Origin of the sequence: Actinomycetospora succinea, assembly GCF_004363095.1 — a bacterium.
GTDB classification, from domain to species: Bacteria; Actinomycetota; Actinomycetes; order Mycobacteriales; family Pseudonocardiaceae; genus Actinomycetospora; species Actinomycetospora succinea.
Map to the genome: position 1 here is coordinate 1 of NZ_SNYO01000013.1, position 25,119 is coordinate 25,119.

Annotated in this window: 26 protein-coding genes; 11 read left to right on the forward strand and 15 right to left on the reverse strand. The window is 75.7% G+C overall.

The window, feature by feature from the left end; translation table 11 throughout:
• Positions 1–91 precede the first annotated feature (91 nt).
• Positions 92–520 carry an ester cyclase gene (locus tag EV188_RS28370; protein ID WP_166660136.1) on the reverse strand — a complete coding sequence of 143 codons (429 nt, stop codon included), beginning with the start codon at positions 518–520 and terminating at the stop codon, positions 92–94.
• Between the two features lie 45 nt (positions 521–565).
• Positions 566–1,138, reverse strand: coding sequence for an HD domain-containing protein (locus EV188_RS28375; RefSeq protein WP_133829704.1), 573 nt, complete (start codon positions 1,136–1,138; stop codon positions 566–568).
• Positions 1,139–1,169: 31 nt separating this feature from the next.
• Here EV188_RS28375 and EV188_RS28380 point away from each other — a divergent pair, with 31 nt between their 5' ends.
• The gene (locus EV188_RS28380) at positions 1,170–2,747 is read left to right on the forward strand and encodes an HNH endonuclease signature motif containing protein (RefSeq protein WP_133829705.1); all 1,578 of its coding nucleotides are present in this window, start codon (positions 1,170–1,172) and stop codon (positions 2,745–2,747) included.
• A gap of 365 nt (positions 2,748–3,112) precedes the next feature.
• Complete coding sequence (locus EV188_RS28385) at positions 3,113–3,916, forward strand: GAF and ANTAR domain-containing protein (protein ID WP_243742062.1); 804 nt, start codon at positions 3,113–3,115, stop codon at positions 3,914–3,916.
• Positions 3,917–3,964: 48 nt separating this feature from the next.
• Here the strand turns inward: EV188_RS28385 and EV188_RS28390 are convergent, their stop codons facing one another.
• Positions 3,965–4,603, reverse strand: a complete 639-nt coding sequence (locus EV188_RS28390; RefSeq protein WP_133829707.1) for a VOC family protein — start codon at positions 4,601–4,603, stop codon at positions 3,965–3,967.
• A gap of 85 nt (positions 4,604–4,688) precedes the next feature.
• On the opposite strand from EV188_RS28390, the gene EV188_RS28395 reads away from it, so the two are divergent.
• The gene (locus tag EV188_RS28395; protein WP_133829708.1) at positions 4,689–6,248 is read left to right on the forward strand and encodes an MFS transporter; all 1,560 of its coding nucleotides are present in this window, start codon (positions 4,689–4,691) and stop codon (positions 6,246–6,248) included.
• A 54-nt stretch (positions 6,249–6,302) separates the two neighbouring features.
• On the forward strand, positions 6,303–6,515 hold the full coding sequence (locus EV188_RS28400; protein ID WP_133829709.1) for a hypothetical protein: 213 nt from the start codon (positions 6,303–6,305) through the stop codon (positions 6,513–6,515).
• A 10-nt stretch (positions 6,516–6,525) separates the two neighbouring features.
• On the opposite strand, the gene EV188_RS28405 is transcribed toward EV188_RS28400, so the two are convergent.
• Positions 6,526–6,849, reverse strand: coding sequence for a MarR family winged helix-turn-helix transcriptional regulator (locus EV188_RS28405; protein ID WP_424922959.1), 324 nt, complete (start codon positions 6,847–6,849; stop codon positions 6,526–6,528).
• Positions 6,850–7,162: 313 nt separating this feature from the next.
• Here EV188_RS28405 and EV188_RS28410 point away from each other — a divergent pair, with 313 nt between their 5' ends.
• A complete protein-coding gene (locus EV188_RS28410; protein WP_243742063.1) occupies positions 7,163–7,834 on the forward strand; it encodes a maleylpyruvate isomerase family mycothiol-dependent enzyme in 672 nt (223 codons plus the stop codon).
• Here EV188_RS28410 and EV188_RS28415 read toward each other — a convergent pair.
• From EV188_RS28415 to EV188_RS28450, 8 genes are all read right to left on the reverse strand, one after another.
• Positions 7,821–8,669: an FHA domain-containing protein gene (locus EV188_RS28415; protein WP_133829710.1), complete on the reverse strand. Its 849-nt coding sequence runs from the start codon at positions 8,667–8,669 to the stop codon at positions 7,821–7,823. The genes EV188_RS28410 and EV188_RS28415 overlap by 14 nt on opposite strands.
• Before the next feature lie 25 nt (positions 8,670–8,694).
• Positions 8,695–9,837, reverse strand: a complete 1,143-nt coding sequence (locus EV188_RS28420; protein WP_133829711.1) for a hypothetical protein — start codon at positions 9,835–9,837, stop codon at positions 8,695–8,697.
• On the reverse strand, positions 9,834–10,346 hold the full coding sequence (locus tag EV188_RS28425; RefSeq protein WP_133829712.1) for a CvpA family protein: 513 nt from the start codon (positions 10,344–10,346) through the stop codon (positions 9,834–9,836). The genes EV188_RS28420 and EV188_RS28425 overlap by 4 nt, the downstream gene beginning before the upstream one ends.
• A gap of 98 nt (positions 10,347–10,444) precedes the next feature.
• Positions 10,445–11,935 (reverse strand): hypothetical protein, encoded by a 1,491-nt coding sequence (locus tag EV188_RS28430; RefSeq protein WP_133829713.1) that lies wholly within the window; start codon positions 11,933–11,935, stop codon positions 10,445–10,447.
• Entirely contained in the window at positions 11,932–12,756 is an 825-nt protein-coding gene (locus EV188_RS28435; protein ID WP_133829714.1) for a polysaccharide deacetylase family protein, read from the reverse strand. Before EV188_RS28435 ends, EV188_RS28430 begins: the two co-directional genes overlap by 4 nt.
• Positions 12,757–12,760: 4 nt before the next feature.
• Positions 12,761–12,940 (reverse strand): hypothetical protein, encoded by a 180-nt coding sequence (locus tag EV188_RS28440; RefSeq protein ID WP_133829715.1) that lies wholly within the window; start codon positions 12,938–12,940, stop codon positions 12,761–12,763.
• A gap of 45 nt (positions 12,941–12,985) precedes the next feature.
• Positions 12,986–14,311 (reverse strand): glycosyltransferase family 2 protein, encoded by a 1,326-nt coding sequence (locus tag EV188_RS28445; protein ID WP_133829716.1) that lies wholly within the window; start codon positions 14,309–14,311, stop codon positions 12,986–12,988.
• 146 nt (positions 14,312–14,457) lie between these two features.
• Positions 14,458–15,573: an N-acetylglucosamine-6-phosphate deacetylase gene (locus EV188_RS28450; RefSeq protein ID WP_166660137.1), complete on the reverse strand. Its 1,116-nt coding sequence runs from the start codon at positions 15,571–15,573 to the stop codon at positions 14,458–14,460.
• 80 nt (positions 15,574–15,653) lie between these two features.
• Here EV188_RS28450 and EV188_RS28455 point away from each other — a divergent pair, with 80 nt between their 5' ends.
• Both EV188_RS28455 and EV188_RS28460 read left to right on the forward strand, forming a co-directional pair.
• Entirely contained in the window at positions 15,654–16,214 is a 561-nt protein-coding gene (locus tag EV188_RS28455; protein WP_243742064.1) for an MOSC domain-containing protein, read from the forward strand.
• Between the two features lie 63 nt (positions 16,215–16,277).
• Positions 16,278–17,489 carry an MFS transporter gene (locus tag EV188_RS28460; protein WP_208114411.1) on the forward strand — a complete coding sequence of 404 codons (1,212 nt, stop codon included), beginning with the start codon at positions 16,278–16,280 and terminating at the stop codon, positions 17,487–17,489.
• Positions 17,490–17,519: 30 nt separating this feature from the next.
• On the opposite strand, the gene EV188_RS28465 is transcribed toward EV188_RS28460, so the two are convergent.
• Together EV188_RS28465 and EV188_RS32035 are read right to left on the reverse strand one after the other, a co-directional pair.
• Positions 17,520–18,239 carry an IclR family transcriptional regulator gene (locus EV188_RS28465; RefSeq protein ID WP_166660138.1) on the reverse strand — a complete coding sequence of 240 codons (720 nt, stop codon included), beginning with the start codon at positions 18,237–18,239 and terminating at the stop codon, positions 17,520–17,522.
• Positions 18,236–18,688, reverse strand: a complete 453-nt coding sequence (locus tag EV188_RS32035; RefSeq protein WP_166660139.1) for a hypothetical protein — start codon at positions 18,686–18,688, stop codon at positions 18,236–18,238. The genes EV188_RS28465 and EV188_RS32035 overlap by 4 nt, the downstream gene beginning before the upstream one ends.
• Positions 18,689–18,757: 69 nt before the next feature.
• Here EV188_RS32035 and EV188_RS28470 point away from each other — a divergent pair, with 69 nt between their 5' ends.
• From EV188_RS28470 to EV188_RS28480, 3 genes are all read left to right on the forward strand, one after another.
• Positions 18,758–19,843 (forward strand): mandelate racemase/muconate lactonizing enzyme family protein, encoded by a 1,086-nt coding sequence (locus EV188_RS28470; protein ID WP_133829719.1) that lies wholly within the window; start codon positions 18,758–18,760, stop codon positions 19,841–19,843.
• A gap of 25 nt (positions 19,844–19,868) precedes the next feature.
• Positions 19,869–21,035 carry an iron-containing alcohol dehydrogenase family protein gene (locus tag EV188_RS28475; RefSeq protein ID WP_243742065.1) on the forward strand — a complete coding sequence of 389 codons (1,167 nt, stop codon included), beginning with the start codon at positions 19,869–19,871 and terminating at the stop codon, positions 21,033–21,035.
• Between the two features lie 270 nt (positions 21,036–21,305).
• Positions 21,306–22,460, forward strand: a complete 1,155-nt coding sequence (locus EV188_RS28480; RefSeq protein WP_208114417.1) for a fatty acid desaturase family protein — start codon at positions 21,306–21,308, stop codon at positions 22,458–22,460.
• 16 nt (positions 22,461–22,476) lie between these two features.
• Here EV188_RS28480 and EV188_RS28485 read toward each other — a convergent pair whose 3' ends face one another.
• A complete protein-coding gene (locus tag EV188_RS28485; RefSeq protein ID WP_133829721.1) occupies positions 22,477–23,727 on the reverse strand; it encodes a helix-turn-helix domain-containing protein in 1,251 nt (416 codons plus the stop codon).
• A gap of 118 nt (positions 23,728–23,845) precedes the next feature.
• On the opposite strand from EV188_RS28485, the gene EV188_RS28490 reads away from it, so the two are divergent.
• Positions 23,846–25,105: an alpha/beta hydrolase gene (locus EV188_RS28490; protein WP_133829722.1), complete on the forward strand. Its 1,260-nt coding sequence runs from the start codon at positions 23,846–23,848 to the stop codon at positions 25,103–25,105.
• Positions 25,106–25,119 lie beyond the last annotated feature (14 nt).

Here is a 25,119-nt window from a genome sequence, read left to right on the forward strand (position 1 = left end):
CGGGCGGCGTCAGACACCCCCACCTCGCCCGAAGGGCCTTCCTCGTTCAATCAGCCACGCCGACCGTCACCAACGTCCTGGCCGAGTACAGCTAGGTCGGCGGCGGGACGGCGCCGACCTGGACCAGCAGGCCCAGCATGTCCGAGCACGTCCAGCGCTCGGCGCACCGGCCGTCGCGGAAGTGCAGGATCGTGATGCCCGGCAGCGCGATCTCGCGGCCGGTGGCCGGGACGCCCATGAAGTCGCCGTCGTGCCTGCCCGCCAGCGTGAAGCGGCTCGTCAGGCGATCCCCGTCGCCGAAGGTCTCGTGCAGCTCGATCCGGTTGCCGGGGAACGCGGCGAGGAGTGCCTCGTAGAACGCGCGGACGGCGCTCTTGTCGAGGGGGCCCGGCGCGAATCCGTGCAGGAGGACGTCGTCGGTGTAGAGATCGAGATAGCCGTCGAGATCACCCGCGTTCCACCGCTCGATCGCCTGTACGAGTGCGTTCTCGTGGCGCGTCCCGGGAACGGTCGTGCTCATGGCGGGCGTCCGTGACCCGGGCATCCGCGCCGAGATCTCCTCGCGCTACGACTCGACGCTGGCCTGGTCCCGCTCGAGGCCCGCGGCGTCCATGCGGGCCGTCGTGCGGTCGACGGCGGCGCGGAGCTCTGGTTCGGCCCGGTCGAGGAAGGCCGTGACCAGGTCGTCGGGCCCGTAGCGGCGGCGGATCTCGGTCCAGCGCTCGTCGGGCGTCAGCCGCTGGCCCTGCGGCCCGGTGACGGCGTCGCAGTACCAGAGCGCGTCGCGGGTGGGGCTCGCCTCGTCTGGGAGGGGGTCGAGGCCCTCGACGCCGCGCATCCCGGCCTCGATCGCCGCTCCCGAGTGGTGGGCGACGAGCGCCACGACGCGCGCGTCGTACCCGCGTGCGGTGAGGAATCGCGCGCCGTCGAGCGGGTGGAAGCGGACGCGCGCGACGACGGGGGAGTAGCCGATGTCGTGCAGCACGGCCGCCTGGATCAGCGGCTCGCGGTCGACCCCGGAGAGCGCGGAGATTCGCAACGCCTCGCGCGCGACCGACTGGACGTGGAGCCAGCGATCGGGGAGATGGTCGGCGAGGAGCGTCTCCGCGAGCGACCGGGCGTCGGCGAACGTCGGCATGCTGAGACGGTCTCAGTGAACGGGCCCGGCGTTGTCGGGGGTCGGGTCTACATTCGAACACATGAGCGAATACGTGGTGGGGGCGGCGGAGCGCGAGGCGCTCGAGTCCGCTCGTGCCGAGATGATCGCTCAGCGCCGCGCCTACTACCGCCGCCTCGAGAGCATCGCTCGGATCGCCGACCTCGGGACGGCGGCGAACACCGGATATCGATCAATCGAGTCGCTGGTCGCGGATCGGGACAACCTCGACCTCGCCGACGCCAAGCGGCTGGTCATGGAGGCGGCGGACCTGTGTGCGCGGTCCTCGTTGCTGGGGGAGGCGCTGCCGGCGCGGTTGCCCTGCACCGGCGCGGCGTTGTCGGCGGGGCTGGTCGACCCGGCCCACGTGAAGATCATCCGGGAGACGATGGCCCACCTGTCGGGGTTGGCGTCCCCGCCGCCGCCGGATGAGCTGGCCGGGGTGGAGGAGACCCTCGCGGAGAAGGCGCAGGTGTTGCCGCCGCGGATGTTGCGGCAGTTGGCGAAGGGGTTCATCGATTTCTACGACCCTGATGGCGCCGCTCCGCCCGACGGTGAGGCGTGCCGCGACGAGATGCACCTGTTGCGGTGCAAGAACGGGTCGCTGGTGTTCAAGGGCACGCTGCACGATCGCCTGGACGCCGAGGCGGCGGTCGAGGTGTTCGGGGTCCTGTCCGAGCGGGCCGGCGCCGACGACGAGCGCACGCTGCCGCGGCGCCAGGCGGATGCGTTCAAGGACCTCACCCAGGACGCCCGCGGCCCGCGAGGTCTGGCCACCGACGCCCGCCAAGAACAGCACGACGCCGACGCTGCCGACGATCCGGCCGACGATCCGGCCGACGATCCGGCCGACGATCCGGCCGACGATCCGGCCGACGATCCGGCCGACGAAGCGGACGGCTCCGCCGGCACCGACTCGAGCAACGCCGAGGCCAGCGACGAAGCCGGCAGCGGCGCGACGGCCGACAGCGGGACGGCCGACGGCGCGGCCGGCGGCGGCGATGCACCGGGCGAGGCGCCGGGCGAGGCGCCGTTGGCGTTGATCCCCGAGCCGCGGCGCGCCGACTCAGCCAAGGCCGGTTGGACCGAGCGGCCCGGGCGCGCGCTGCTCACCATCACCATCGACCACCGCTGGCTCTGCGAAGCCCTCACCGACAAGGGTGGCTACGGCACCCTCGATTCCGGGCACCACGTCGACGCGGCCACGGTTCGGCGGTGGGCGTGCGACGCCGAGATCATCCCCATGGTCCTCGGCGCGAAATCCGAACCCCTCGACGTCGGCCGCAGCCAACGCACCGCGCCCGACGCGATCCGCCGCGCCTTGAACCACCGCGACGGCGGCTGCGCGTTCCCCGGCTGCACCCGACGACCCCGGCGCTGCGAAGCCCACCACGTCCGGGAATGGCTCCAGCACCGCGGTCCGACCGCGCTCGACAACATGTGCCTGCTCTGCCGGCACCACCACCAGCTGCTCCACCACGGCCACTGGACCATCCAGATGATCAACGGCCGGCCGTGGTTCACCCCGCCCTGGATCATCGACACCGAACGACGACCCCGACCCGGCGGACGACCACGCGTCCCCACCTGACCGCGCCGAACGCTTCGGAAACCGAAGCGTTTCCGCCAGAGAGTTCGAGGTCCGGGGGATGCGGAGCAGCCGCGCGCCCCACGCCCGGCCACCCGTCCGGCGGTCACGTCGAACGTCGCCGTGTCCCGTCACACCGCCGCGTCGGGCTCTGTTTAGTATTTCCGGGCCGCGGTCGAACAGACGGCCGCTTCGTGGATCGGGGCGCGGGCTCTCGCCGTGCGCTCGCGTGGTCCTCCTGTCGTGCCTGACTGCTCGCGCCCATGTCCGGGGTGGGGGCGACGGTCGTGCGCGCGGAGCACCAGCGGCACGACTTCTCCCTGTGTCGCCCCGGGTCTCGTAGCGACCGTGGAAGGTGGGGGAACCGCGTGCACCCGGGCCAGGCCGAGCAGCTCGTCGTCGCTCTGCGCAAGGCAGCCCAGACCCTGCTCGAGCGCAAGAGCATCCGGGATCTCCAACAGACCCTCTCGGAGATCGTCGCCGCCGCCGTCGAGACCGTCCCCGGCGCGACCGCCGGGGGGATCTCGGTGAGCGAGGACGGGATCGTCGACACCCGCAACCCGACGAGCCGCGGCATCTCCGAGCTCGACCGGCTCCAGGGCGAGCTGCACGAGGGGCCGAGCATCACCGCGATCGAGAGCCCGACCGAGGACGGGGTGGTCATCGCGCAGGACCTCGCCGGGGCCGACGCGCAGCGGTGGCCCCGGTTCGCGCCGGCGGCGGTCGCGGCGGGCTACCGGTCGATGCTCTCGGCCCAGCTCGCCACGGCGGGTCCGATGTGGGCGTCGCTGAACCTCTACGCCGCCGAGGCCGACGTCTTCGACCTCGAGGCGCGCCTGACGGCCGGGCTCTTCGGGGTGCAGGCCGCGATGCTCCTGCACGGCAGCGAGCAGGCCGTCCACCTCGGCAAGGCCGTCGACAGCCGCGACGTCATCGGCCAGGCCAAGGGCATTCTCATGGAGCGCTTCGTCGTCGACGAGACCGAGGCGTTCCAGATGCTCGTGGAGTCCTCGCAGAGCACGAACCTCAAGCTCGTCGACGTCGCGCGGTGGCTCGTCGGGGAGGTCAAGCGCCGCCGGGCCCGCCGGACGCCCGGCGAGGGAGCCCGTATCGACGGCGCCCGGATCGAGGGTTCCCGCCTCGACGGCGAGCTGTTCCCGCCCGAGCGCTGACGGTCAGAGCGCCGTCGGTCAGAGCACCGTCGGGCAGAGCGCTGACGGTCAGAGCAGCACGACCCCGGCCGGCGTCCGCAGCTCCGCCCGCAGCGCCGGGGGACCGTCGGCGACGGTGACGCACCCCGAGAGCCCCAGCGCGGCGAGGCGTCGCCGCAGGTCCGGGGCGTCGGGCGACGAGAGGACCAGGCGCTCCAGGCGGACGCCGACGTCCTCGAGGGCGTCGGTCGGGTGGGCGCCGCCGGGGGAGTCCCAGGCGATCAGCGAGGGAACGAGCCCGCTGCCGTCGCCGGGCAGGGTCCCGTCGCGCGGCACGGTCAGCGTCCACGCGAGCGCGTCGCGGGTGAGGTGCAGGCGCTCGCCGTGGTCGTCGGGAACGGGCGGCAGCACGGCCGGGCGCGCGACCCAGTGCACCAGCCGCGGGCCCTCGGCGAGGCGCCCCCGGAGGTCGGCGGTGTCGAGACCGAACCACCGCGGGCGGCCCGGCGCCGGCGCCTCGGGGTCGACGGCGATCAGCTCGAGGTAGGTGGCGCCGCCGAGCGCCAGCAGGGCGTTGTGGGTGCCGAACAGGGCATGGCGCCCGCCGGGGCCGAGGCGCACCCCGAGCTGCTCCTCGAGCGCGGGGACGCCGTGGGTCAGGTCCTCGGCGGCCACGACGAGGTGGTCGACGGCGGGTGCGGGCGGCACGGGTCCGACCGTACCGAGCAGACTGAGATACGAGAAAACAACGAGTCAGTTGTTCTATAGGACCAAGACTGTTAGCGTCGCTCCGATGACACCCCCCGCGACCACGGGACGCCGTGCCTGGATCGGGCTCGCCGTCCTGGCGCTCCCGACGCTGCTGCTCTCGCTCGACATGAGCGTGCTCTACCTGGCGCTCCCCGCCCTGTCCGCGGACCTCGGCCTCGGGCCGACCGCGCAGCTCTGGGCGATGGACGTCTACGGCTTCATGATCGCCGGCTTCCTCGTCACGATGGGCACGTTCGGCGACCGCATCGGGCGCCGGCGGCTCCTGCTCATCGGGGCGGCGGCGTTCGGGGTCGCGTCGGTGGCCGCAGCGTTCTCCACCGGGCCGGCGATGCTGATCGCGACCCGCGCGCTGCTCGGGATCGCCGGGGCGACGCTGATGCCCTCGACGCTCGGCCTGATCCGCACGATGTTCCCCGACCCGCGGGCACGCGGCACCGCCATCTCGATCTGGATGAGCTGCTTCATGGGCGGCATGACGGTCGGCCCGCTGCTCGGCGGAGTGCTGCTCGAGGCGTTCTGGTGGGGCGCGGCGTTCCTCATGGGTGTGCCGGTGATGGTGCTGCTGCTGGTGGTCGGGCCGGTGCTGCTGCCCGAGACCCGCGACGCCGCCGCCGGGCGTCTCGACCTCGCCAGCGTCGCGCTCTCGCTGGGCGCCGTGCTCCCGGTGGTGCACGGGCTCAAGTCGCTCGCCGCGTCGGGCCCGGAGCCCGAGGCGCTGGTGGCCCTCGCGGTCGGGATCGGTCTCGGCGCGCTGTTCGTCCGCCGCCAGCTCCGGCTCGACGCCCCGCTGCTCGACCTGCGGCTGTTCCGCCGCCGGGCCTCGGCCGGCGCGCTGGGCATCAACGTGGGCGGCGGTGTCGTCATGGCCGGCACGTTCCTGCTGCTCACGCTGTACCTGCAGCTCGTCGCCGGCCTGTCCGTGCTGACCGTCGGGCTGGTGCTCGCGCCGCTGCAGGCCGCGATGGTGGTGGCCTCGCTGCTCGCCCCGCGCCTCGCCCGCTCGATCCGCCCGGCCCGCGTGACGGCCGCCGGCCTGCTCGTCGGCGGGGTGGGGCTCGCGATCGTGGGCCTGCTCGGCGCCGGCGCGGGCGGCGGCACGGTGGTGCTGCTCGCGGGCTTCCTGCTCGCGTCGGTGGGCATCGCGATGCCGACGGCGCTCGGCACCGACCTGCTCGTCGGCTCGGTGCCCGAGGAGAAGGCGGGGTCGGCGGGCGCGCTCTCCGAGACCAGCGGCGAGCTGGGCATCGCGCTCGGCGTCGCGACGCTCGGGAGCCTCGCGACGGCCGTCTACCGCGACGTCCTCGTCGTCCCGGCCGGCACGCCCGCCGAGCTCGCCGACGCGGCCCACGCCGGGATCACCGAGGTGGCCGCCGCCGGGCCGTCGCCCGCCCTCGCGGCGGCCGTGGACTCGGCGTTCACGGCCGGCCTCGGCGTGGCGGCCACGGTCGGCGCGGTCGTCTTCGCCGGACTCGCGGTCGTCGCGACGGTGGCCTTCCGTCACGTCCCCGTGACGGCCGCCGCCGAGACCGCACCCGGGACCGACGACCACCCGGCGGAGCAGCGCGAACCCGCGATGGCCTGAGCCCGGCACGACGGCCCCGGCAGACGGCACGGCGGCACCGGCTACGGTGCCGCCATGCCGGGCTTCACGTGGCCGCCGCCAGCCACCGACCGCAACCGGTTCCTGTGCGGCCTGCAGGTGGTGGTCTACGCGCTGGTCACCGTGTACTTCGGGATCTTCGCGATCGCCACCGGGGCGTTCCTGCCCTGGGCGATCTTCACGGTGGCGCTGGCCGCGACGTTCGTGGCCGGCGTGGCGCTCGTGCTCATGCGCGCCGAGCGCCGCTGAGCACGGACCGTCAGCTCGCCGAGCCCGTCGCCACGGTCTCCCAGCGCCGGGACAGGGTGTCGAGCCGCTCGAGGAGCTCCGAGAGCCCCGAGGCGTGCTCGGCCATCAGCTCGTGCTCCAGGGCGTTCACCCGGTCCTGCAGGCGCTGCAGCGCGGCGCGCCCCTCCTCGGTGAGGCCGAGGAGCTTGCGGCGTCCGTCGGCCGGGGCCTGGGTCCGTTCGATGAGCCCGCGGTCCTCGAGGCGACGGCACACGTCGGCCATCGTCGAGCGATCCAGCGCGACCGTGTGGGCCAGCGAGCCCTGGTCGAGCTTCGGGTGAGCCTCGACGGTCACCAGAACGGCGTATTGCGGACCGGTCAGCACCGGATCGACCCGGCGTGCCCAGGCAGCGATGTAGGCCTGGTGCAGACGTCGGGCCAGATATCCGGGCGCTTGGCGTATGACGGCTGGAGTGGCCGGGCCACCCTCCGAGTTCGTCGCGTCCCCCTCGCGTGACATTCGTCCACTGTGACACAACTCAGTGACACACAACGCATTACCCGCGGTCACGAGACTGACAAGCGGTCGTGTGACGCGCTCACCGGGGCGCGCGGTCGGTTGTTCGTACAGTGAGCGAACGTCCGGGCACGGTGGGATCGTTCGTTCCGTGGACGAGATCGCGGAGTGGAGCCGCGCGCAGCAGCGCGTCATCGCGCTGGTGGACGGGCTGACGGCGCAGCGGGCGGAGACGACGGTGCCCGCCTGCCCCGACTGGACGGTGCGGGACCTTCTCTCGCACATGGTGGGTCTGGGGGCCGACGTCCTCGCCGGCGACGAGCCCGACGACCACAACGAGGAGTGGACCGCGAGGCAGGTCGACGCGCGCCGCAGCCGCGACGTGGCCGCCCTCGTCGCGGAGTGGGAGGTCGTCGCCGAGCCGCTGCGCGCGTGGATGGCCGAGCACGGGACGCGGCCGCTCGGGGACGTCACGATCCACGAGCAGGACCTGCGGGGCGCGCTGGACGCGCCCGGCGGCCGGGACACCCCGGCGATGGCGGCGCTGCGCGACCGGTTCGTCGGGCGCCTGGCCCCGCGGCTCGATCCCGGCCTGCCACCGATCGCGCTGGTGGGGGAGCAGTGGTCGTGGTGCTCGGCGGGCGAGCCCGCGGACGCCGCGGTCGAGGTGCGCGCCTCCGACTTCGACCTCGCCCGCGCGCTGATGGCCCGGCGCTCCGCGGCGCAGCTGCGCGCGTGGACCGTCCGCGGCGACGTGGAGCCCTACCTGGACGCCTTCGCCACGCTGGGTCCGCTGCCGGAAGAGGACCTCACGGACGGGTAGAGGCACCCGCCCGCGGCACCTGGCTCGGGAACAGCAGGCGCACGTCGTCGAGGGTCACCAGCCGCAGGTGGATGACCTGCTCGACGACCGCGATGCGCCAGCCCCGGGTCTTGTCGTTGAGGCGCAGGCCGCGCAGCCAGCGCTGGGCGTGCCGGAACGCCTCGCTCTGGGTCTTCGGGCTCGGCGCGGGGCGCCCCTCGGCGCGGTGCCAGTCGGCGATCTGCTCCGCGTCGCCGTGCACGTCGCGCGGCACGCTGCCCGGCGCGCTCGCCGCGGCGATGATCGTCGGGCCGCACGCGGCCACCAGCACCGACCACCACGTCTCGGCGGTCGGCAGCGACGTGTCGATCGTGCGGCCGCCCGCGAGCCCCCCGCTGGTGGTCGGCCCGGCGCCGGCCGTGGGCGCGAAGCGCAGCAGCGCCAGGGTCAGCTCCTGGCCGTCGGGGAACCAGAGGCCGAGCGAGGACCGGTCGTCGCGGACGAGCAGGCCGTTGCCCGTGCGGATGCGGTCCTTGCCCGGCACCCCGGGCACGAAGAGCGTCAGCAGGGCGCCGTGCCGCTGCCGGTTGATGATCAGGTAGGCGTCGTCGCGGACCTCGATCTCGGCGGCGAGCCGCGAGACCCGGTCGTCGGGGACGGTCACGTGACGGGTCCCGCCCTGACCCGGGCCGCGCCCGGAGGCGTCGCCGCGTCCGAGCGTGATCCGCTCGCCCCACGGCACCGACTGCGTGTACTCGGTGCGCACGTCGAGGACCGCGAGGCCGCCGACGGGCATGCGGGGCGAGGGGGCGTGCGGGGGACCGGACCGGGGCGGGCGCGCGGCGGGTCGCGTCACGCCACCTCCCGGGTCGGGTGGGGCCTCACTCGCCCCTGCTGCGGCGGGGCTCCGCCGGTCGACGCCAGGATACGCCGGGGCGCCCGGTGCCCCGGGCCGTCGCGACGACCCGGTCGACGAGGGTCGGGCGCGCCCTGACCTGTGTGGCGACCTGCGTCCCGACCCGCGCGGTGTCCGGCGCGGTCGGCGCCGTCACGGTGGCGTCGGTGCGGCGGTGGACGACGGTCCGTGGGCCGTGCCCACGACCGTCTCCCCGGCCGATGGTCGAGCTCCGCTGCGCTCCGTCTCCCCGGCCGATGGTCGAGCTCCGCTGCGCTCCGTCTCCCCGGGACCCCCCGACGAAGTCCCGGGGAGCCCCCGCCGACCCCCGCGCCGGGGCCGGCCGAGGCGGTCGCGCCGGCGGACGCGGTAGCGCCGGGCCCGGCCGGCCGGCTGCCCCCGGCACGACCGGGCCGGGCAGTCCCGGCGGGGAGGGGGGACCCGCCGGAACAGGGGGCGCCGACACCGACGAGGGGGTCGGGTCGGTGGCGGACGTGGTGGCCGCGGGCGTCGCGGCGGGCCGGGAGAACGCGGCGGTGACGATCACGCGGCCGACGGGGACGTCGGGGCCCGCGAGCAGGTGCAGGAACGTCCGCTCGGCCATCCGGCGCGCCTCGGTGCTGCGGGCGTGCTCGAGGTAGCCGCTGAGCAGCTCGTCGGCCAGCACCTCGAGCGGCCAGCGGGCGGCGACGTCGGCGAGGTCGTCGGGGTGCAGCTCGACCCACAGGTGCGGCGCCGTGACGCGCTGGCCGCGCGGCGTCCACACCAGCGCCTCCTCGGAGGCGAGCCGTCGCGCCGCGGCGCGGACCAGCCCGTCGCCGTGCACCCACGGCCGCCCGAGCACGCCGCGCAGGGCCCGGCGCACGCGGTCGCCGGTCGAGGCCGGGCCGAGGTCGGTGGTGGGCAGGGCGTCGGCGACCCCGGCGAGGGGCCCGGTGAGGGAGCCGGACGCGCCGCGCGTCGAGCGACCGCTCCAGGAGACAGCGAGCCAGGCGCCGACGGCGGTCGCGCCGACGAGGACGACGAGCAGCAGGGCCAGGAGGAACGATCCGGAGCCCCACCAGGTCAGCAGGAGCAGCGCGAGCGCGCCGCCGCCGACGAGCCGGGGGAGCGTGGCGGGCGGCCTCATCGCGTGCCCCCGTCGGCCAGCGTCGGTGCCTCGGCCGGCAGCAGCACCAGCGGGTTCGGCAGGTGCTCCGCGGCCGCACCGAGCACGGTGCTGCTCCGCGCGGCGTCACCGAGCCCGGACGGGCCGAACGCCGTGATGACCCCGGTGGCGAGCACGAGCAGCATCAGCGCCAGCGCGCCGTGCGCGGCGACGCCGAGGACGCGGTCGGTCAGGCCCGGCCGACGGAAGCCGCCCCCGGTGCGCCGGGCGAGGGCGTCGCCGAGCCGGTGGCCCACGCCCCAGCCGATCAGCGCGCCGACCAGCGCGGCGCCGATGACGAGTGCGCCACGGGAGACGCCGTCGTCGGTGGTCACGAGCATCGGGACGAGCCAGCGGGCCAGCGCGCCGGCCAGCAGGACGCCGGCCACGGCGCCCGCGACGCGCAGCACGAGCCCGGTGCCGCCCCGGCGCCAGCCGCGCAGCGCGGCGATCGCCACCACCGCGAGCACCACCACGTCGACGACGGTCATGGCACCTCCCGAGACTCGGCCCCTGCCCCGGCCACACGTCGCCGGGTGACACCGAGTCAACGCCCCCCGCGACGGTGCCGGCGGGGGACGTTCGGGAACTAATTCCCGGAATCGGCGGGGCCGGTCCCCTCGAGGGGGACCAGCACCTCCTGCATGCCGGGGCTGTCCACGGGTCCGCCGGCCATGCGCGTCAGGAAGCCGATCACCCCGGCCGACCCCCAGTGCCACGACGGCTCCCCGCCGAGGGTCCACGCGCCCGCCTCCCGGGTCGCGCCCCACCGGTGCTCCGGGGTCGCGACCGCGAGCAGCCAGTTGCGGGCCGCGCGGGCGGCGCCGGAGAACTCGTCGTCGCCGGTGACCCGGCCCAGCGAGTCGAGGAACCAGCCGGTGCCGGCCGCGCCGCTGTTGGTGGCGGTGTGGACGATCGGGCTGCCCTCGTACTCGGCCCAGGCGCGCCCGACCGGCTCGGTCAGCGACACGTCGACGAGCCAGCGCCCGGCGGCGCGGGCCCGCTCGAGGTGGCGGGCGTCGCCGAGGATCGCGTGCGCCTGCAGCGACACCCAGCCGATCCCGGCCGCGCCTTCCTCCATGCCGGTCGCGCGGTTCGGGTTGTCGGGGACGAGGGCCTGCGACCCGGCGCCGAGCAGTATCGGCCAGGTCACCCCCCGCCCGGCGGGCTGCGCGGTCAGGTCGAGGAAGCCCAGCGCGGACTCGGCGTCGCGGCGCCAGCGCTCGTCCCCGGTGGCCTGGTACATCCGCAGGAACACGAAGGCCGCGCCGGCGGTGCCCGAGAGGAACCCGGTGTTGCGCCGCGGCTCGTCGTCGCGCTCGGGCAGGCCGCCGTCGTCGTCGAGACGGCTCGACAGGTACGCCGCGCCGCCGGCCGCGTGGGCGGTGAGCTCGGGGTCGCGCAGGCGCTCGCCCATCACCGAGAGCGCGTAGACGATGCCGGACTGGCCCTCGCCCATCCCGTGGCGGTAGGAGGGCTCGCTCCCGCCCTCGACGTCCGCCCACGCCCAGCGGCACCGCTGCGGGCAGGGGAGGCCGTCGACGCCCTCGGCGCGGTCGAGCACCCACTGCAGCGACGCCCGGGCGCCCTCGCGGTAGCGCTCCTCGCCGGTGGCCTCGCCGATCCGCCACAGCACCTCGGCCACGCCCGCCGCGCCGTCGTCGAACGACGTGTAGGCGCGGTCGGCCGGGCCGCCCGGGTTGACGTAGTCGGGGACGCGGCCGGCGCGCGAGGCGCCGAGCAGGAAGTCGCCCGCCCCGCGGGCCCCGGCGAGCCAGGGCTCCCGGGCGGCGGGGTCCGGCGTCGCGGCGGCGAGCGCGAGGAACCCGTGCGCGATCCCCGCCGCGCCGACGTCCCGGTCGGTCTGGCGGTTCGGGGCCTGGATCGAGCTCGTCCAGGCCCGCGCGCCCGGGAAGCCCTCGCCCAGCGGGTCGGGCACCGCGTCGGCGAGGAGGCGCTCGGCGAACGCGGTCGGCAGCGGCGGGGCGCCGGTGCCGGGGTCGGGCTCGTCGGCGGGCGCGGTGGCGCAGCCGGCGGCGAGCAGGCCCGCGGCGAGGACCATGACGATGCTCCTGATCACGGGACGACCGCCGCCGGCGACCCCTGGTTGACCGCCGAGCGGACCGGCGACGGCGCGACGACCCCGAAGGTGAAGCCGCGTGCGCGCAGCTCGTCGATCGCGCGCGGCAGGTACTCGAGCTGGTCGGGCGCGCAGGTGACGACGTCGCCCGCGTCGTGGAGCAGGATCATCGCCTGGTCGGCGGCCTCGGTGACCACGTACCGGGCGACGGCGTCGGCGCCGGGGCACTGGAAGTCGCCGGGCTCGTTCGAGGTCCACTTCCAGTGGACGCCGCCGGAGATGCGCAGGCGCGCCAGCGCGGCGTCGCCGTCGGGAGAGGGCTGGCCGAAGGGGTAGCGGAACAGGGTGGGGCGCACTCCGGTCTGGTCGGTGAGGAGCTGGTTCGTGCGCTGGATCTCGACCTCGGCCTCCTCGGGCGTCAGGTCCGGGAACCACGCGTGCTGCCACCCGTGGTTCGCGACGACGTGGCCCTCGGCCTGCACGCGGCGCACCAGCTCGGGGTTGTCGGCCGAGTGGTTGCCCTGCAGGAAGAAGGTGGCCCGGACGCGCTTGGCGGCCAGCACGTCGAGGATGTACGGGGTCAGCTGGCGGGACGGCCCGTCGTCGAAGGTCAGGGCGACGCGGGGGCCCGGGCGCTGGTCGGGTGCCGGCGGGAGCGCCCGGTCGGCGGCCGTCGGGGTGTACCGGGGTCCCAGGGCGAGCTCGCCGCGGTCGGCGGCGCCGGCGAAGTTCGCGCCGAACGTGATCACGACCGTCGCGAGCAGCGCGACGAGGAAGAACAGGAGCGATCGGACGTTGCGACGCCGGTCGTCGAAGGACACGCGCTCAGCGGCGGAGGCGGGCGCCGCGGCGCACGATCCGGACGAGCAGCATCGTCGTGAACAGCACGGTCACCGCCATGAGCACCGCGGCCATGGCGTTGATCCCCGTGGCCGCGGCCAGGGCGAGGCCGGTGGTGCCGCCGCCGACCCCGCTCGTCAGGTACATCGAGTGCTCGCCGTACATCCCCGCGTCCGTCCCCTTCCGAACCCTGATCGATTCCGTGCCGAACTACCAGGCCTGGCGCCGCGCGTTGAGGCACCGCCAGGCCGCGACCACCGCACACAGCTCCAGGAAGAACCCGTAGAAGTCCTCGACGACGAGGATCGCCACGAGAGCGACGTCGGTGACCGACCGCCCCGGCAACCGCCACATCGACGTCACCCGCTCCAGCCACATCACCGCGAGCGGGATGAGCCCGATCAGCGCGTACCGGAACGGCACGGCGTAGACGATCATCAGCGTGAGCATCGTCAGGAACAGCACCCGGAAGAACACGCTGAACGCGAACAGCACGTAGGACAGGCAGTCCTGGCGCGTCGCGGTCGACCAGCCGCGCTTGAGGCACTCGTCCATGCCGCCGCGGCCCCAGCGCAGCCGCTGGACCCAGAGCTCGCGGAACGTGCCGGGCGGGGTCGTGTAGACGTGGGCGCGCTTCGCGGCCGCGACCCGGTAGCCGCGGGCCTTGAGCTCGAGGGTCAGCGCGTAGTCCTCGATCAGCGAGGACCCGTCCCACGGCTCGCCGGCCTCGCGGGCCTTGGCGACCGCCGCCAGCGCCGCGCCGCGGTACATCGCCGCCGCGCCGCTGGCCACCGAGACCCGCCAGCGCCGCAGGTCGCGCAGGTCGTCGTAGCGGGTGTACTCGAGGCGCTGCAGGCGCCAGACCAGGCCCTTGCCCGGCGTCGCCCAGTAGCGCGCGCAGACCGCGCCGAGCACGGCGTTGTCGCGCAGCTCGCCGGCCATCTCGGCGACCGTGTCGGGCAGGAGGACGGTGTCGGCGTCCATCGTCAGCACGAGCTCGGCGTCCTGCGCCGCCACGCGCCAGCCGTGGTTGAGCGCGCCGGCCTTCTTGTCCGGGTTGTGCGCCATCTCGAGGACGGTGACCGGGTAGCGGCGCGCGATCTCGGCGGTGCGGTCGGTGCAGTTGTTGGCGACGACGACGATGCCGGAGATCTCGAGCCAGTCGGGGACGTCCTGGGCGAGCAGGCCCTCGACGGTGGCCGCGATGCCCTCCTCCTCGTTGTGCGCCGGCACCAGGACCGCGACGGTGGTGGTCCGGACGCGGGTCCTCGCCGGGGCCTTCGCGGGGACCTCGGCGGCGGGGGTCTTCGGCGCGGGGGTCTTCGGCGCGGGGGGCTTCACCGCGGGGGGCTTCGCCGCAGGGGCCTGGGCGGGTGCGGGCGCGGCGACCGTGGTGCGCAGCTGGATCGTCGGCGCGTCCGGGTCGCTCGAGCGGCGGGCCGGGCGGTGGCGCGTGCCGGTCGGCGCGGCGGAGGAGGGGGTGCGGGACGGGGACCCGGTCGGTCGCCCGGTCCGTACGGCCTGGCTGCTCGCCACGTCACCTCGCTCGCGTCGTCGGGTCCTCGGGCCTCACTCGAACGGGCATCACCCGATCGGTGGGCCGCTCGCCGGACATACCGTACACAGCCGGGATTTCGTTACACCATCGTGAGAAATCGGGTGTTCCGCGTGACACCACCGTGTCACTCAGTGGTGGCCTGTTGGTCCACCTCACGGCCCTCGACGAACACCCGCGTGACGCTCAGTGTGTCCTCCAGGAGGACGAGATCCGCGGCGACACCCGGCGTGAGGCGGCCCACGTCGCGGCGTCCGAGAAGCCGCGCGGGCACCGTCGTCGCGGCGCCGACGGCCGCCACGAGCCCCACCCCGGCCCCGACGGCCGTGCGGACGCCGCGGACCAGGGGCGCCGCGGCACCGGCGAGCCCGCCCGCCGCGTTGCGCACCGTCCCGTCCGCGAGCGTGACCGGCACCCCGGCCAGCCGGAACGGGCCGTCGGGCATCCCGGTGGCGGCGGTCGCGTCGGTGACGAGCGCCCAGCGCCCGGGGGCCGCCGCCGCGGCCAGGCGCAGCATCTCGGGGGCGACGTGGTGGCCGTCGCCGATGAGGGTCGGCACGACCTCGGGGCGGGTGAGCGCGACCGCCGCGAGGCCCGGCGTGCGGTGCTCGAGCCCGCTCATGGCGTTGTGGAGGTGCGTGACGGCCCGGACGCCGCGGTCGATCGCCGCGTGCGCGGCGGAGGTGTCGGCGTCGCTGTGGCCGGCGGACACGACGACGCCCCGCGCGCGGAGGAGGTCGACGAGCGCGCCGGCACCCGGGAGCTCGGGGGCCAGGGTGACGACGTCGACCCGGCCGGCGTCGAGGAGGCGGGCGAGCAGCGCCGGGTCGGGGTCGCGGCGGTGCTCGGGCGGGTGCGTGCCGATCCGGGCGGGGGAGAGGAACGGACCCTCGAGGTGGGCGCCGAGCAGGTGGGCGCCCGGCGCGTCCCGGGTCCGCGCCTTGTCGAGGCGGGCCAGCGCGGCGGCCGTGCGCCCGGGGTCGTCGGTGATCAGCGAGGGGCACAGGGCGGTCGTGCCGTCGCGGGCGGCGGCCGCCCGGACCGTCGCCACCTCCTCGACCGACGCGCTCGCGAGGTCGACGCCCGCGTAGCCGTGGCAGAGCAGGTCGACCAGCCCCGGGATCGCGATCCGTCCGCCACGCGCCGCCGGGAGGCCGACCGCGGCGACCCGCCCATCGGCGATCTCGACGTCGCCCGGGCACCACGCGCCGTCGACGATCGCCCCGGACGCACCCAGCCGCACGAGCCCCAGTGTGGAGCGACCGTGACGACCCGTGTCCCGCGGACACGGGTCGGCGCCACCGACGCCTACCGTGGACGGCGGTGACCGCCATCGAGATCGTGGGCTTCGTCGTCTCGCCCGCGCACGCCTACGAGGGACGACCCGGCGACGGACCGCTCCCGGTGCCGACGAGCACGCCCGACGAGATCAGCATCCGCGCCGGTCACGGCGTCGTCGGCGACCGCTACGCGGGCCGGGCGGCGCACCGGGAGGCGGCGGTCACGGTGCTCGCGATCGAGGCGCTCGAGGCGGTGGCCGCGGAGCTCGGCGTGCCGCCGTTCGACCCGGCGGCGGCCCGGCGCACGATCCTCACGCGCGGGCTGGAGGTCGAGGCGCTGCGCGGGCGCGAGTTCACGCTCGACTCCGGCGACGGGCCGGTGCGCCTCGGCGGCGGGCGCCCGGCGGCGCCGTGCGCGTGGATGGACGCGGTGCTCGCTCCCGGCGCCCACGCGGCGCTGCGGGGGCGCGCGGGGGTCCGGTGCGCCGCGCTCTCGTCGGGGATGCTGCGCCTCGGGCCGGCGACCGTCACGGTGGCCGACGGGCTCGGTGAGCCGGACCCCGCCCGCGCCGGCGAGCCCCGCCGGCGGCGCGCCCGCGTGTGAGGCCGGCGTGGGATCCGTCTCGACCATGAGCCCCGGGCGGCCCCGGACAGGCAGGGTCGTGCGGTGAGCGCGGAGACCGGCACCACGGCCGGCACCACAGACGGCACCACTGGGACGGCCCGGCCGAGCATCGGGCGCGCCCGCACGCTGCTGCTCGCGGTGCTGTGCGGCGCCGCCGTCGCGAACATCTACTACGCGCAGCCCCTGCTGCACACGATCGGCGAGGCCTTCGGGGTCGGCGACGGCACGGCGGGGCTCCTCGTCACCGCCTCGCAGGTCGGCTACGCGATCGCGCTCGCGCTGCTCGTGCCGCTCGGCGACCTGCTCGAGCGCCGCCGGCTCGTGACCGTGCTGCTCGCGGCCTGCGCCGTGGTGCTCGCGCTCGCCGCGGCCGCGCCCGGCTTCGCGCTGCTCGCCGCCGCGGTCGTCCTGATCGGCGTGACGTCCGCGGTGGCCCAGATCGCCGTCCCACTCGCGGCGTCGCTGGCCGGCGACCACGAGCGCGGCCAGGTCGTCGGCACCGTGATGAGCGGGCTGCTCATCGGCATCCTCGGCGCCCGCACGGTCGCCGGATTCGTGGCCGAGGTCGGCGGGTGGCGCTGGGTGTTCGGGGCCGCGGCGGGCGTGATGGTGCTGCTCGCGGTGGTCGTGCGCCTCGGGCTGCCGGTGGTCCCACCCACCGAGTCCGCGACCTACCCGCGCCTGCTCGGGACGGTGCTCACGCTCGTCCGCGACCAGCCCGAGCTGCGCCGCCGGATGATGCTCGGCGCCGTCGGCTTCGGGTGCTTCACGATCCTGTGGACCTCGATCGACTTCCTGCTCTCCGCGCCGCCGTACTCCTACGGTCCGGGGCTGGTCGGGCTGTTCGGGCTCGCGGGCCTCGCCGGGGCGGCGATGGCGATCCTGGCGGGGAAGCTCGCCGACCGCGGGCACCAGCGCCTCGTCGTCACCGTGGCGCTCGGCGTGCTGGTCGGGAGCTGGGCGCTGCTCGGGCTCGGCGGTGTGTCGGTGATCGCGCTGATCGCCGGCGTGATCCTGCTCGACCTCGCCCAGCAGGGCCTGCAGATCAGCCACCAGAGCGTCATCTACGCGCTCGCCCCGGAGGCCCGCAGCCGCGTGACCACCGCGTTCATGGTCTCGACGTTCATCGGCGGCACGCTGGCCTCGGCGGGCGTGGCGGTCGTCTACCCGGCGGCGGGCTGGCTCGGGGTCTGCGTGCTCGGCGCGGCGGTCGCCCTGGTCGGCGTCGTGATCTGGTTCCTGCCCCGTACGTGAGTACTTTCCGGGCGGAGGCCCGGAAAGCACTCACATGGGGTGAGCACCCAGGGTGGCGGACAGGTCCGAGGCGGCGGCCGCCGTGGCCGCCGCGTGGGCCGCGAGGTGGGGGCGCAGGCGGGCGGCGGGCCCGGAGACGGTCAGCGCGCCGACGATGCCGCCGTGGAACCCGCGGACGGGGGCCGCGGCGCCGGCCAGCGCCGGGTCGAACTCGCCGTCGACGACCGCGAACCCGGCGTCGCGCACGGCCGCGAGCACCTCGGGGTCGGCGCCGACCGCCCGCGCCGCCGCGCCGTCGCGCTCGGAGAGCAGCACCCGCCCGGTGGACGTGGTCGCCGCGGGGACGTCGTCGACGTCGAACCGGGCCCGCGGGGCGCCCCCGCCCGCCTCGGCGGTCAGCAGCGTCGCCACCCGGGGCCCGTGCAGGCGGCAGAGGTGGGCGTTCTCGCCGGTGCGCGCCGCGAGCGCGACGAGCGCCGGGCCCGCCGAGCGCACGAGCCGGGCCTCCGCGGTCCCGGCGGCGAGGGCGTACAGGCGCCAGCCCAGGGCGTAGCGACGCGAGCGGTCGTCGCGCTCGACGAGGCCCTCGTCCTCCAGCGCCGCGAGCGCACGCGAGACCTGGCTCGCCTCCCGCCCGGTGATCGCGGCGAGCCTGCTCACCCCGAGCCCGGCGGCGCGGGCCTCCGGGGCGGCGAGGACGGCGAGCAGGTCGACGTCACGGCGCAGGCCCGCCGACCGGGGGCGGGTCACGCGGCCAGCTCGAGCATCGCCAGCGCGACCACCCCGCCGAGCGTCCAGGCCGCCGTGCGCCACCAGTTGGTCCGGGTGAGCCGGGTGAGGACGTCCGCGTCGAAGCTCTGCGCCAGCCGCTCGTGGCAGGGCACGGAGATCGCGAGCGTCACGGCCACCGTCGCCGCCCCGCACGCCCCGGCCGCCACCGCGAGGAGCAGCGGGACGCCCGCCGGCCGCCAGATCAGCAGCACCGCGCACGTCACCCCCTGCACCAGCCACGGCAGGCCGATGAGCCGCCCCATGAGCCGGGTGTGGCGGCCGTGGACGTCGACCCAGCCGGACCGGTCCATGGCCGCGAACCCCGGGTAGACGAGCAGCTGGACCGTCCACACCAGGCCGACGCAGAACCACACGGCGGCCGCGTGCAGGCCGAGCAGCAGCGTCCCAGCCAGGTCATTTGCGCTCACCGCACGGATTGTTGCCGATCGGGGCGGCGGGTTCTCTACTGGCGTCGACCAGCCCCGGGAGTTCGCCGCGTGAAGATCACCGACATCCGCCTCGAGCACCGCGAGACCGTGCTCGACCCGCCCTGCTACGCCGCCTGGGACCCCGAGCCCCGCACCCGGTTCGCCGCCACGATCGTGCGCGTCGAGACCGACGAGGGCGTGGTGGGCGTCGGGTCCGGCGACACGATGGCCGGGTTCGCCGACCACCGTGAGCTCTTCCTCGGGACCGACCCGCTCGCCACCGAGGTCCAGGTCCGCCGCATCGAGTCGGTCGGTTTCCACGCCGGGCGGTTCTGGCCGCTCGAGGCCGCGATCTGGGACATCGTCGGCCAGGTGGCCGGGCTGCCGGTGGCCACGCTGTTCGGCGGCGTCACCGACCGCCTGCCCGTCTACGCCTCGTGGTGCTCGGAGCAGGCGCCGGGCCGCCGCGCCGAGGACGCGCACCGGCTCGTCGAGCAGGGCGTCCGCGCCGTGAAGATCCGGGCGCACCCCCAGCGGCTGCGCCAGGGCGTCGCCGCCGTCGCCGCGGTCCGCGAGGCCGTCGGCGACCGCCTCGACATCATGGTCGACCTCAACCAGGCCTGGCGGATGGCCGGCGACGTCACCGAGCCCCTCGAGATCGCCGACGTCCGCCGGGTCGTGCGCCGGCTCGCGGAGTACGACGTCGCGTGGGTCGAGGAGCCGCTGCCCTACGCCGACGCCGACGGCCACCGCCTGCTGCGCGCCGACAACCCGGGCCTGCGGATCGCGGCGGGGGAGATGCTCGACTCGCTGCCGCAGACGCTCGCGCTGCTCGAGGCCGACGCGCTCGACGTCTACCAGGCCGACGTCGTGCTCGCGCTCGGCATGACCCGCGCGCGCCAGCTCGCCGAGGCCGCCCGGGTGCGACACCGCCGCTTCACCCCGCACACGTGGACCAACGGCCTCGGCCTGCTGGCGAACCTGCACGTCGCGGCCGGGGTGGGCGCCGGGCCGTACCTGGAGTTCCCCGACGACCCCGCCGGCGGCTGGACGCCCGAACGCCGCGACTTCCTGCTCGCCGAGCCGCTGCGGCCCGACGCCGACGGCATGCTGGTCGTGCCCGACGCGCCCGGCCTGGGCGCCGTGCTCGCCTGACGCCGACCCGAGACCGAGGAGATCCGTGACCGGCCCCCTGACCACCTCCCCGTGCGCCGGCGTCGCCGCGGGCACCGCCTTCCTCTCCGGCTCCGGGCCGGTCGTCGACTTCGGGCCCGGCGCGGTGGCCCGGATTCCCGACCACCTCGCGGCCCAGGGTGCGCGGCGGGTGCTCGTGGTCACCGACGCCGGCCTGCGGGCCGCGGGCGTCGTCGACGCGGTGACGGCACCCGTCGCGGCGGCCGGGCTGGCCGTCGAGGTGTACGACGCCGTGCGCGGCAACCCGTCGGTGGAGGTCGTCGAGCAGGGCGCCGAGCACGCGCGGGCCCTGGGCCTCGACGCCGTCCTGGCGCTCGGCGGCGGCTCGAGCCTCGACGCGGCCAAGGGCATCGCCCTGCTCGCGCCGAGCCCGGGGGCGCGCGCCGACGGCAGCGGCGCGACCCCGGCGACGGGGCTGCCGGTCGTCGCGGTCCCGACGACCGCGGGCACCGGGGCCGAGACCAACGGCTTCGGCGTCCTGGAGGATGCCGCGACCCGCCAGAAGGTCTACTGCGGCGACGCCAGCGTCGTGCCCCGCGTCGCGCTCCTCGACCCCGAGCTCACCTACGGCCTGCCGGCGTCCGCCACGGCGGCGACCGGGGTCGACGCGCTCGTCCACGGGCTCGAGTCGCTGGCCTCCCGGGGCCGCGACCCGATGTCGGAGGCGTTCGCCGCCGAGGCCGTGCGGCGCGCGTGGACGTGGCTGCCGGTGGCGGTCGCCGACGGCAGCGACCCCCGGGCGCGCGCCGAGATGCTCGTCGCCGCCCACCTCGCGGGCCAGGCGCTCACGCGCAGCGGCCTGGGGCTGGTGCACGGGCTCGCCCACGCGCTGTCCCTGCACACGGGCGCGATCCACGGGCTGGCGCTCGCCGCCGTCCTGCCCGAGGTCGTGGGCTGGTCGCTCGACGCCGACCCCGCCGGATGGGGGCGCGCCGCCGAGGCGGCCGGCCTCCCGGCCGCCTCTGCGCTGCCCGACGCGCTGGCCGGTGTGGTCGACGCCACCGGGACGCGGGTCACCGTCGCGGACCTGCACGCCGGCCCCGACCTGTACGAGCCGCTGGCCCGCACCGCGCTCGCCGATCCCGTCAGCCGGAACGCCCCGCGGCACCCGACGTCGGCGGACGAACTGGTCTCGCTGCTGGGCAGATGCTGAGCGTTCGCCCGGATTTGAGGTCATGCAACAGGTTTTCGCCCGGAGTCCTCGCTGTGCGCGTAGAGCCGGGAGGAAGGCGGTCCTTACCGTCGGGAGTGTGATCGACCAGCGGGCCTGCGCGGGCGCAGCAGACAGCAGGCCGCCCCGCTCCCCCCGGATCCCGCAGGAGGACCCGTGACCGCACTCGAGACCATCCCCGAGCACATCACCCGGATCAACGAGGCGAAGACGCCGACCGGCCCGGGCCGCCCGGGCGCCAGCACGGCGCACATCACGCCGTCCACCGAGCACCTCTCGACCGACGACATCGAGCGCCTCGGCGCCGAGCTGGAGGCCATCCGCGACCGCGTGATGTCCTCGCTGGGCGACGACGACGCGCGCTACATCCGCCGTGTCATCCGCTCGCAGCGCGGCTTCGAGGCGGCGGGACGCATCCTGCTGCTCGGCGCGCTGTTCCCGCCGGCCTTCCTCGCCGGCACCGCGTCGCTCGCCGTGGCCAAGATCCTCGAGAACATGGAGATCGGCCACAACGTCCTGCACGGCCAGTGGGACTGGATGCGCGACCCGGAGATCAACTCGACGACGTGGGAGTGGGACCACGTCTCGACGGCCAGGAGCTGGCAGCAGACCCACAACTACCTGCACCACACGTACACCAACGTGCACGGCAAGGACCGCGACATCGGCTACAACGTGCTGCGGGTCGACCCCGAGCAGCCGTGGCAGCCGATCTACCTCTTCCAGACCTTCACGAACGCCGGCCTGGCCATGATCTTCGAGTGGGGCATCGCGGCCTTCGACCTCGAGCTGGACGAGATCCAGCGCGGCGAGAAGACCTGGAAGGACAAGCTCCCCGAGCTCAAGAAGATGGGGCGCAAGGCGGGCAAGCAGGCGCTCAAGGACTTCGTGGTGTTCCCGGCGCTGTCCGGCCCCTCGTTCGTCCCCGCCCTCGTCGGCAGCGTGCTGGCCAACATCATCCGCAACGTGTGGTCGCACGCGGTGATCTTCTGCGGGCACTTCCCGGTCGAGGTCGAGACCTTCGACGAGGAGCGCCTCGAGAACGAGTCGCAGGCCGAGTGGTACGTCCGCCAGATGCTCGGCTCGGCGAACATCGACGGCTCGGTCCTGCTCCACATCATGACCGGGAACCTGTCGCACCAGATCGAGCACCACCTCTTCCCGGACATGCCCTCGCGGCGCTACCGCACGATCGCGCCCGAGATCCGCGACATCTGCCGCCGCTACGGCCTGCCGTACCACTCGGGGCCGATGTGGAAGCAGTACGGCGGCGTGCTCGCGAAGATCGCGCGCCTGTCGTTCCCCGGCGGGCACAAGCGCACCGCCAAGCAGCGTCTGCGCGCCCTGCCGTTCGGCCGCCGGCGCGCCGAGTCGCTCGACGCGGCCGCCACGCCGGCCGCGGCCTGACCTCGCCCCGGGCGGGTCAGCCCTCGGCGAGGGCCGACCCCCCGGCGCGCAGCGCCAGGGCGACCTCGAGGCGGCCCACCGGGTCGTCGAGGACGCCCGCGAACGCCTCCTTGAGCCGCGCGAGCCGGTAGCGCACGGTCTGCGGGTGCACGTGCAGGCGGGTCGCCGCCTCGGCCACGTCGCCGTGGGCGTCGAGCCACGCGGTCAACGTCGTCACGGCCCGGTCTCGCGCCGCCGACGTCATGCGCCGCAGCGGCTCGAGGCGCTGGGCGACGAGGTCCGCGGTGAGCGTGACGTCCGCGTGCAGGAGCAGGGCGAGCAGGTGGTCCTCGGAGCGGATGAGCCCGTCGCCGGGCAGCGTCCCGTCGACCTGCAGGGCCCGGGCCGCCCGGGCGCGCGTGACGGTGCGGGGGATCTGGTCGGGCGTGACCGTCGGCCCGAGGACCGCGGCGGTCCCGCGCGCGGCGTCGGTGAGGGCATCGGACCGTCCGGGGCCGTCCGGGTCCGGCACGAACACGACCCCCACGCCGTCGACGACGGACGCGGCCACCTCGGGCGGCAGGCGGCGGCAGACGACGCCGAGCGACTCCTCGGCCATCACCAGCGCGCCGACCTCCTTCGGCGGCGTCCACCCGGCCTCGCGGGCCAGCGCCTCGAGCTCCGGCGGCTCCGGGGCCGGCGTGCGGCACAGGCGCTCGACCAGCGCGTGCTGGCGCGCCTGGCGCGACCCGGCCGCGAGCGACTGCTCGTAGGCGTAGCCCGACACCGAGGCCGCGGCGAGCTGCTCGATGTAGGCGAACAGGGCCTCGGCGAGCCGGAAGATGGCGTCCGAGCCGAGCCCCAGGTCGTCCGGGGCGTCGGCCACGCCGTTGCCGTTGACGGCGCTGCCGTCGCTCGCGGCCGCGATGCGCCGCCACAGCACCCGCGAACCGATCCGGTAGGCGCTCTGCAGGGCGTCCATCGTGCGGCCGTGGCGGTGCTCGACGCGCCCGAGCTCGAAGTAGACGGTGGTGTCGGGCAGCGCGTCGTCGGTGCCCAGCAGGTCGAGGAACTGGTCGAGCGCGACCGAGACGCCGAGGCGGATGCGGCGCCCGAACTCGCCGTCCATCGACAGCGCGTACTCGGCGATCTCGGCACGCACCGTCGCGATGATCTCGTCGCCGGTGCCGAGGACCACCGGGCGCAGGCGCGCGCCGGCCGTCGCCGGCACGTCCGCCCACGGATGCCGTCGCGATGCGTCCGTCACCGGGCACACACCGTCGCTCACCCGGCCAGTGTCGCAGGAACGCGGGGAGACGCCAGGATCCGAGCGACACGGCCCGGGGCGACGTGCCCCACGTGACTCGCCCGGGCGGTGGCGCCGGGCACGGTCCACGATGATCGGTGTGATCCCGCCGGTGCGTGCGCTGCTCCGCACGGTGCGCACCGAGCTGGCCGAGCAGCTCCGCGCCCCGGGCGCGCGCACGTCCCTGCTGGTCGGGGCGGGGGCCGCGCTGGTCGCCGGGTCCGGGCTGCGACCGCTGACCCGGCGCTGGCCCGCTGCCCTGCTGGGGAGCCTGCTCTCCTCGACGGCCACCGAGACCCCGCGGGCGACGGCGCTGCTCGTCGGCGCGGGCGCCGGGGTGGCGCTGCGGCGCGGGGCGGCGGGCAACCCGGCGGGCCGTGTCGGGCTCGCCGTCGCGGGCGGCGCGGTGGCCGTGCTCCTCGCGCTCGACCAGGGGGCGCGCGCCGACGCCGAGAACCTCGCCGAGGCCCTGTCCGCCGAGCTCGGTCCCGTCGACCTCCCCGATCGCGGCCGCGTGCTGCGCTCGATCCTCGGCCGCAGCCGCTACGCCACCGCCCGCGACGTCCCGTACGGCCCCGACCCCGTCGCGAACCTCCTCGACGTGTGGCGCGACCCGCTGCTGCCGCCGGACGCCCGCGCCCCGGTGCTCGTGCAGATCCACGGCGGGGCGTGGTCGTCGGGCAGCAAGGCCGCCGACGCCCACCCCCTGATGGCGCACATGGTCGGCCGCGGCTGGGTGTGCGTCAGCGTCGACTACCGCCTCGGGCCCTCCGAGCGCTGGCCCGCGCAGATCGTCGACATCAAGCGGGCCCTGGCCTGGACGCGCGCCCACATCGCCGAGCACGGCGGCGACCCCGCGCGGATGGCGATCACCGGCGGCTCGTCCGGCGCCCACCTCGCGGCCCTCGCCTCGCTGACCCCCGGCGCCTGGCAGCCCGGGTTCGCCGACGCCGACACCTCGGTCGCCGCCGCCGTCTGCCTCTACGGCATCTACGACCTGACCAGCGACGACGGCAGCGGCACCCTCGACGAGCTGCTGGCCGAGACGATGATGCCGACCGCGCTGGACCAGGACGCCCACCCCTACGTCGCGGCGTCCCCCTCGGCGCGGGTGCACGCCGGCGCGCCGCCGTTCATGGTCCTGCACGGCACCGGCGACGCGATCGTGGTGCCGGCGCAGAGCCGGGCGTTCGTGGCGCGGTTGCGGGCGGTGTCGCGCGCGCCGGTGGTGCACGCCGAGCTCGCGCACGCCCAGCACGGCTTCGACCTCGTGCCGACCGCGCGCACCCTGGCCGCCGTCCGGGCCGTCGCGGCGTTCCTGGAGGCGGTGGTCGGACGGGGAGCGCCGGTCGATCGATAGGCTGGTGACACCCC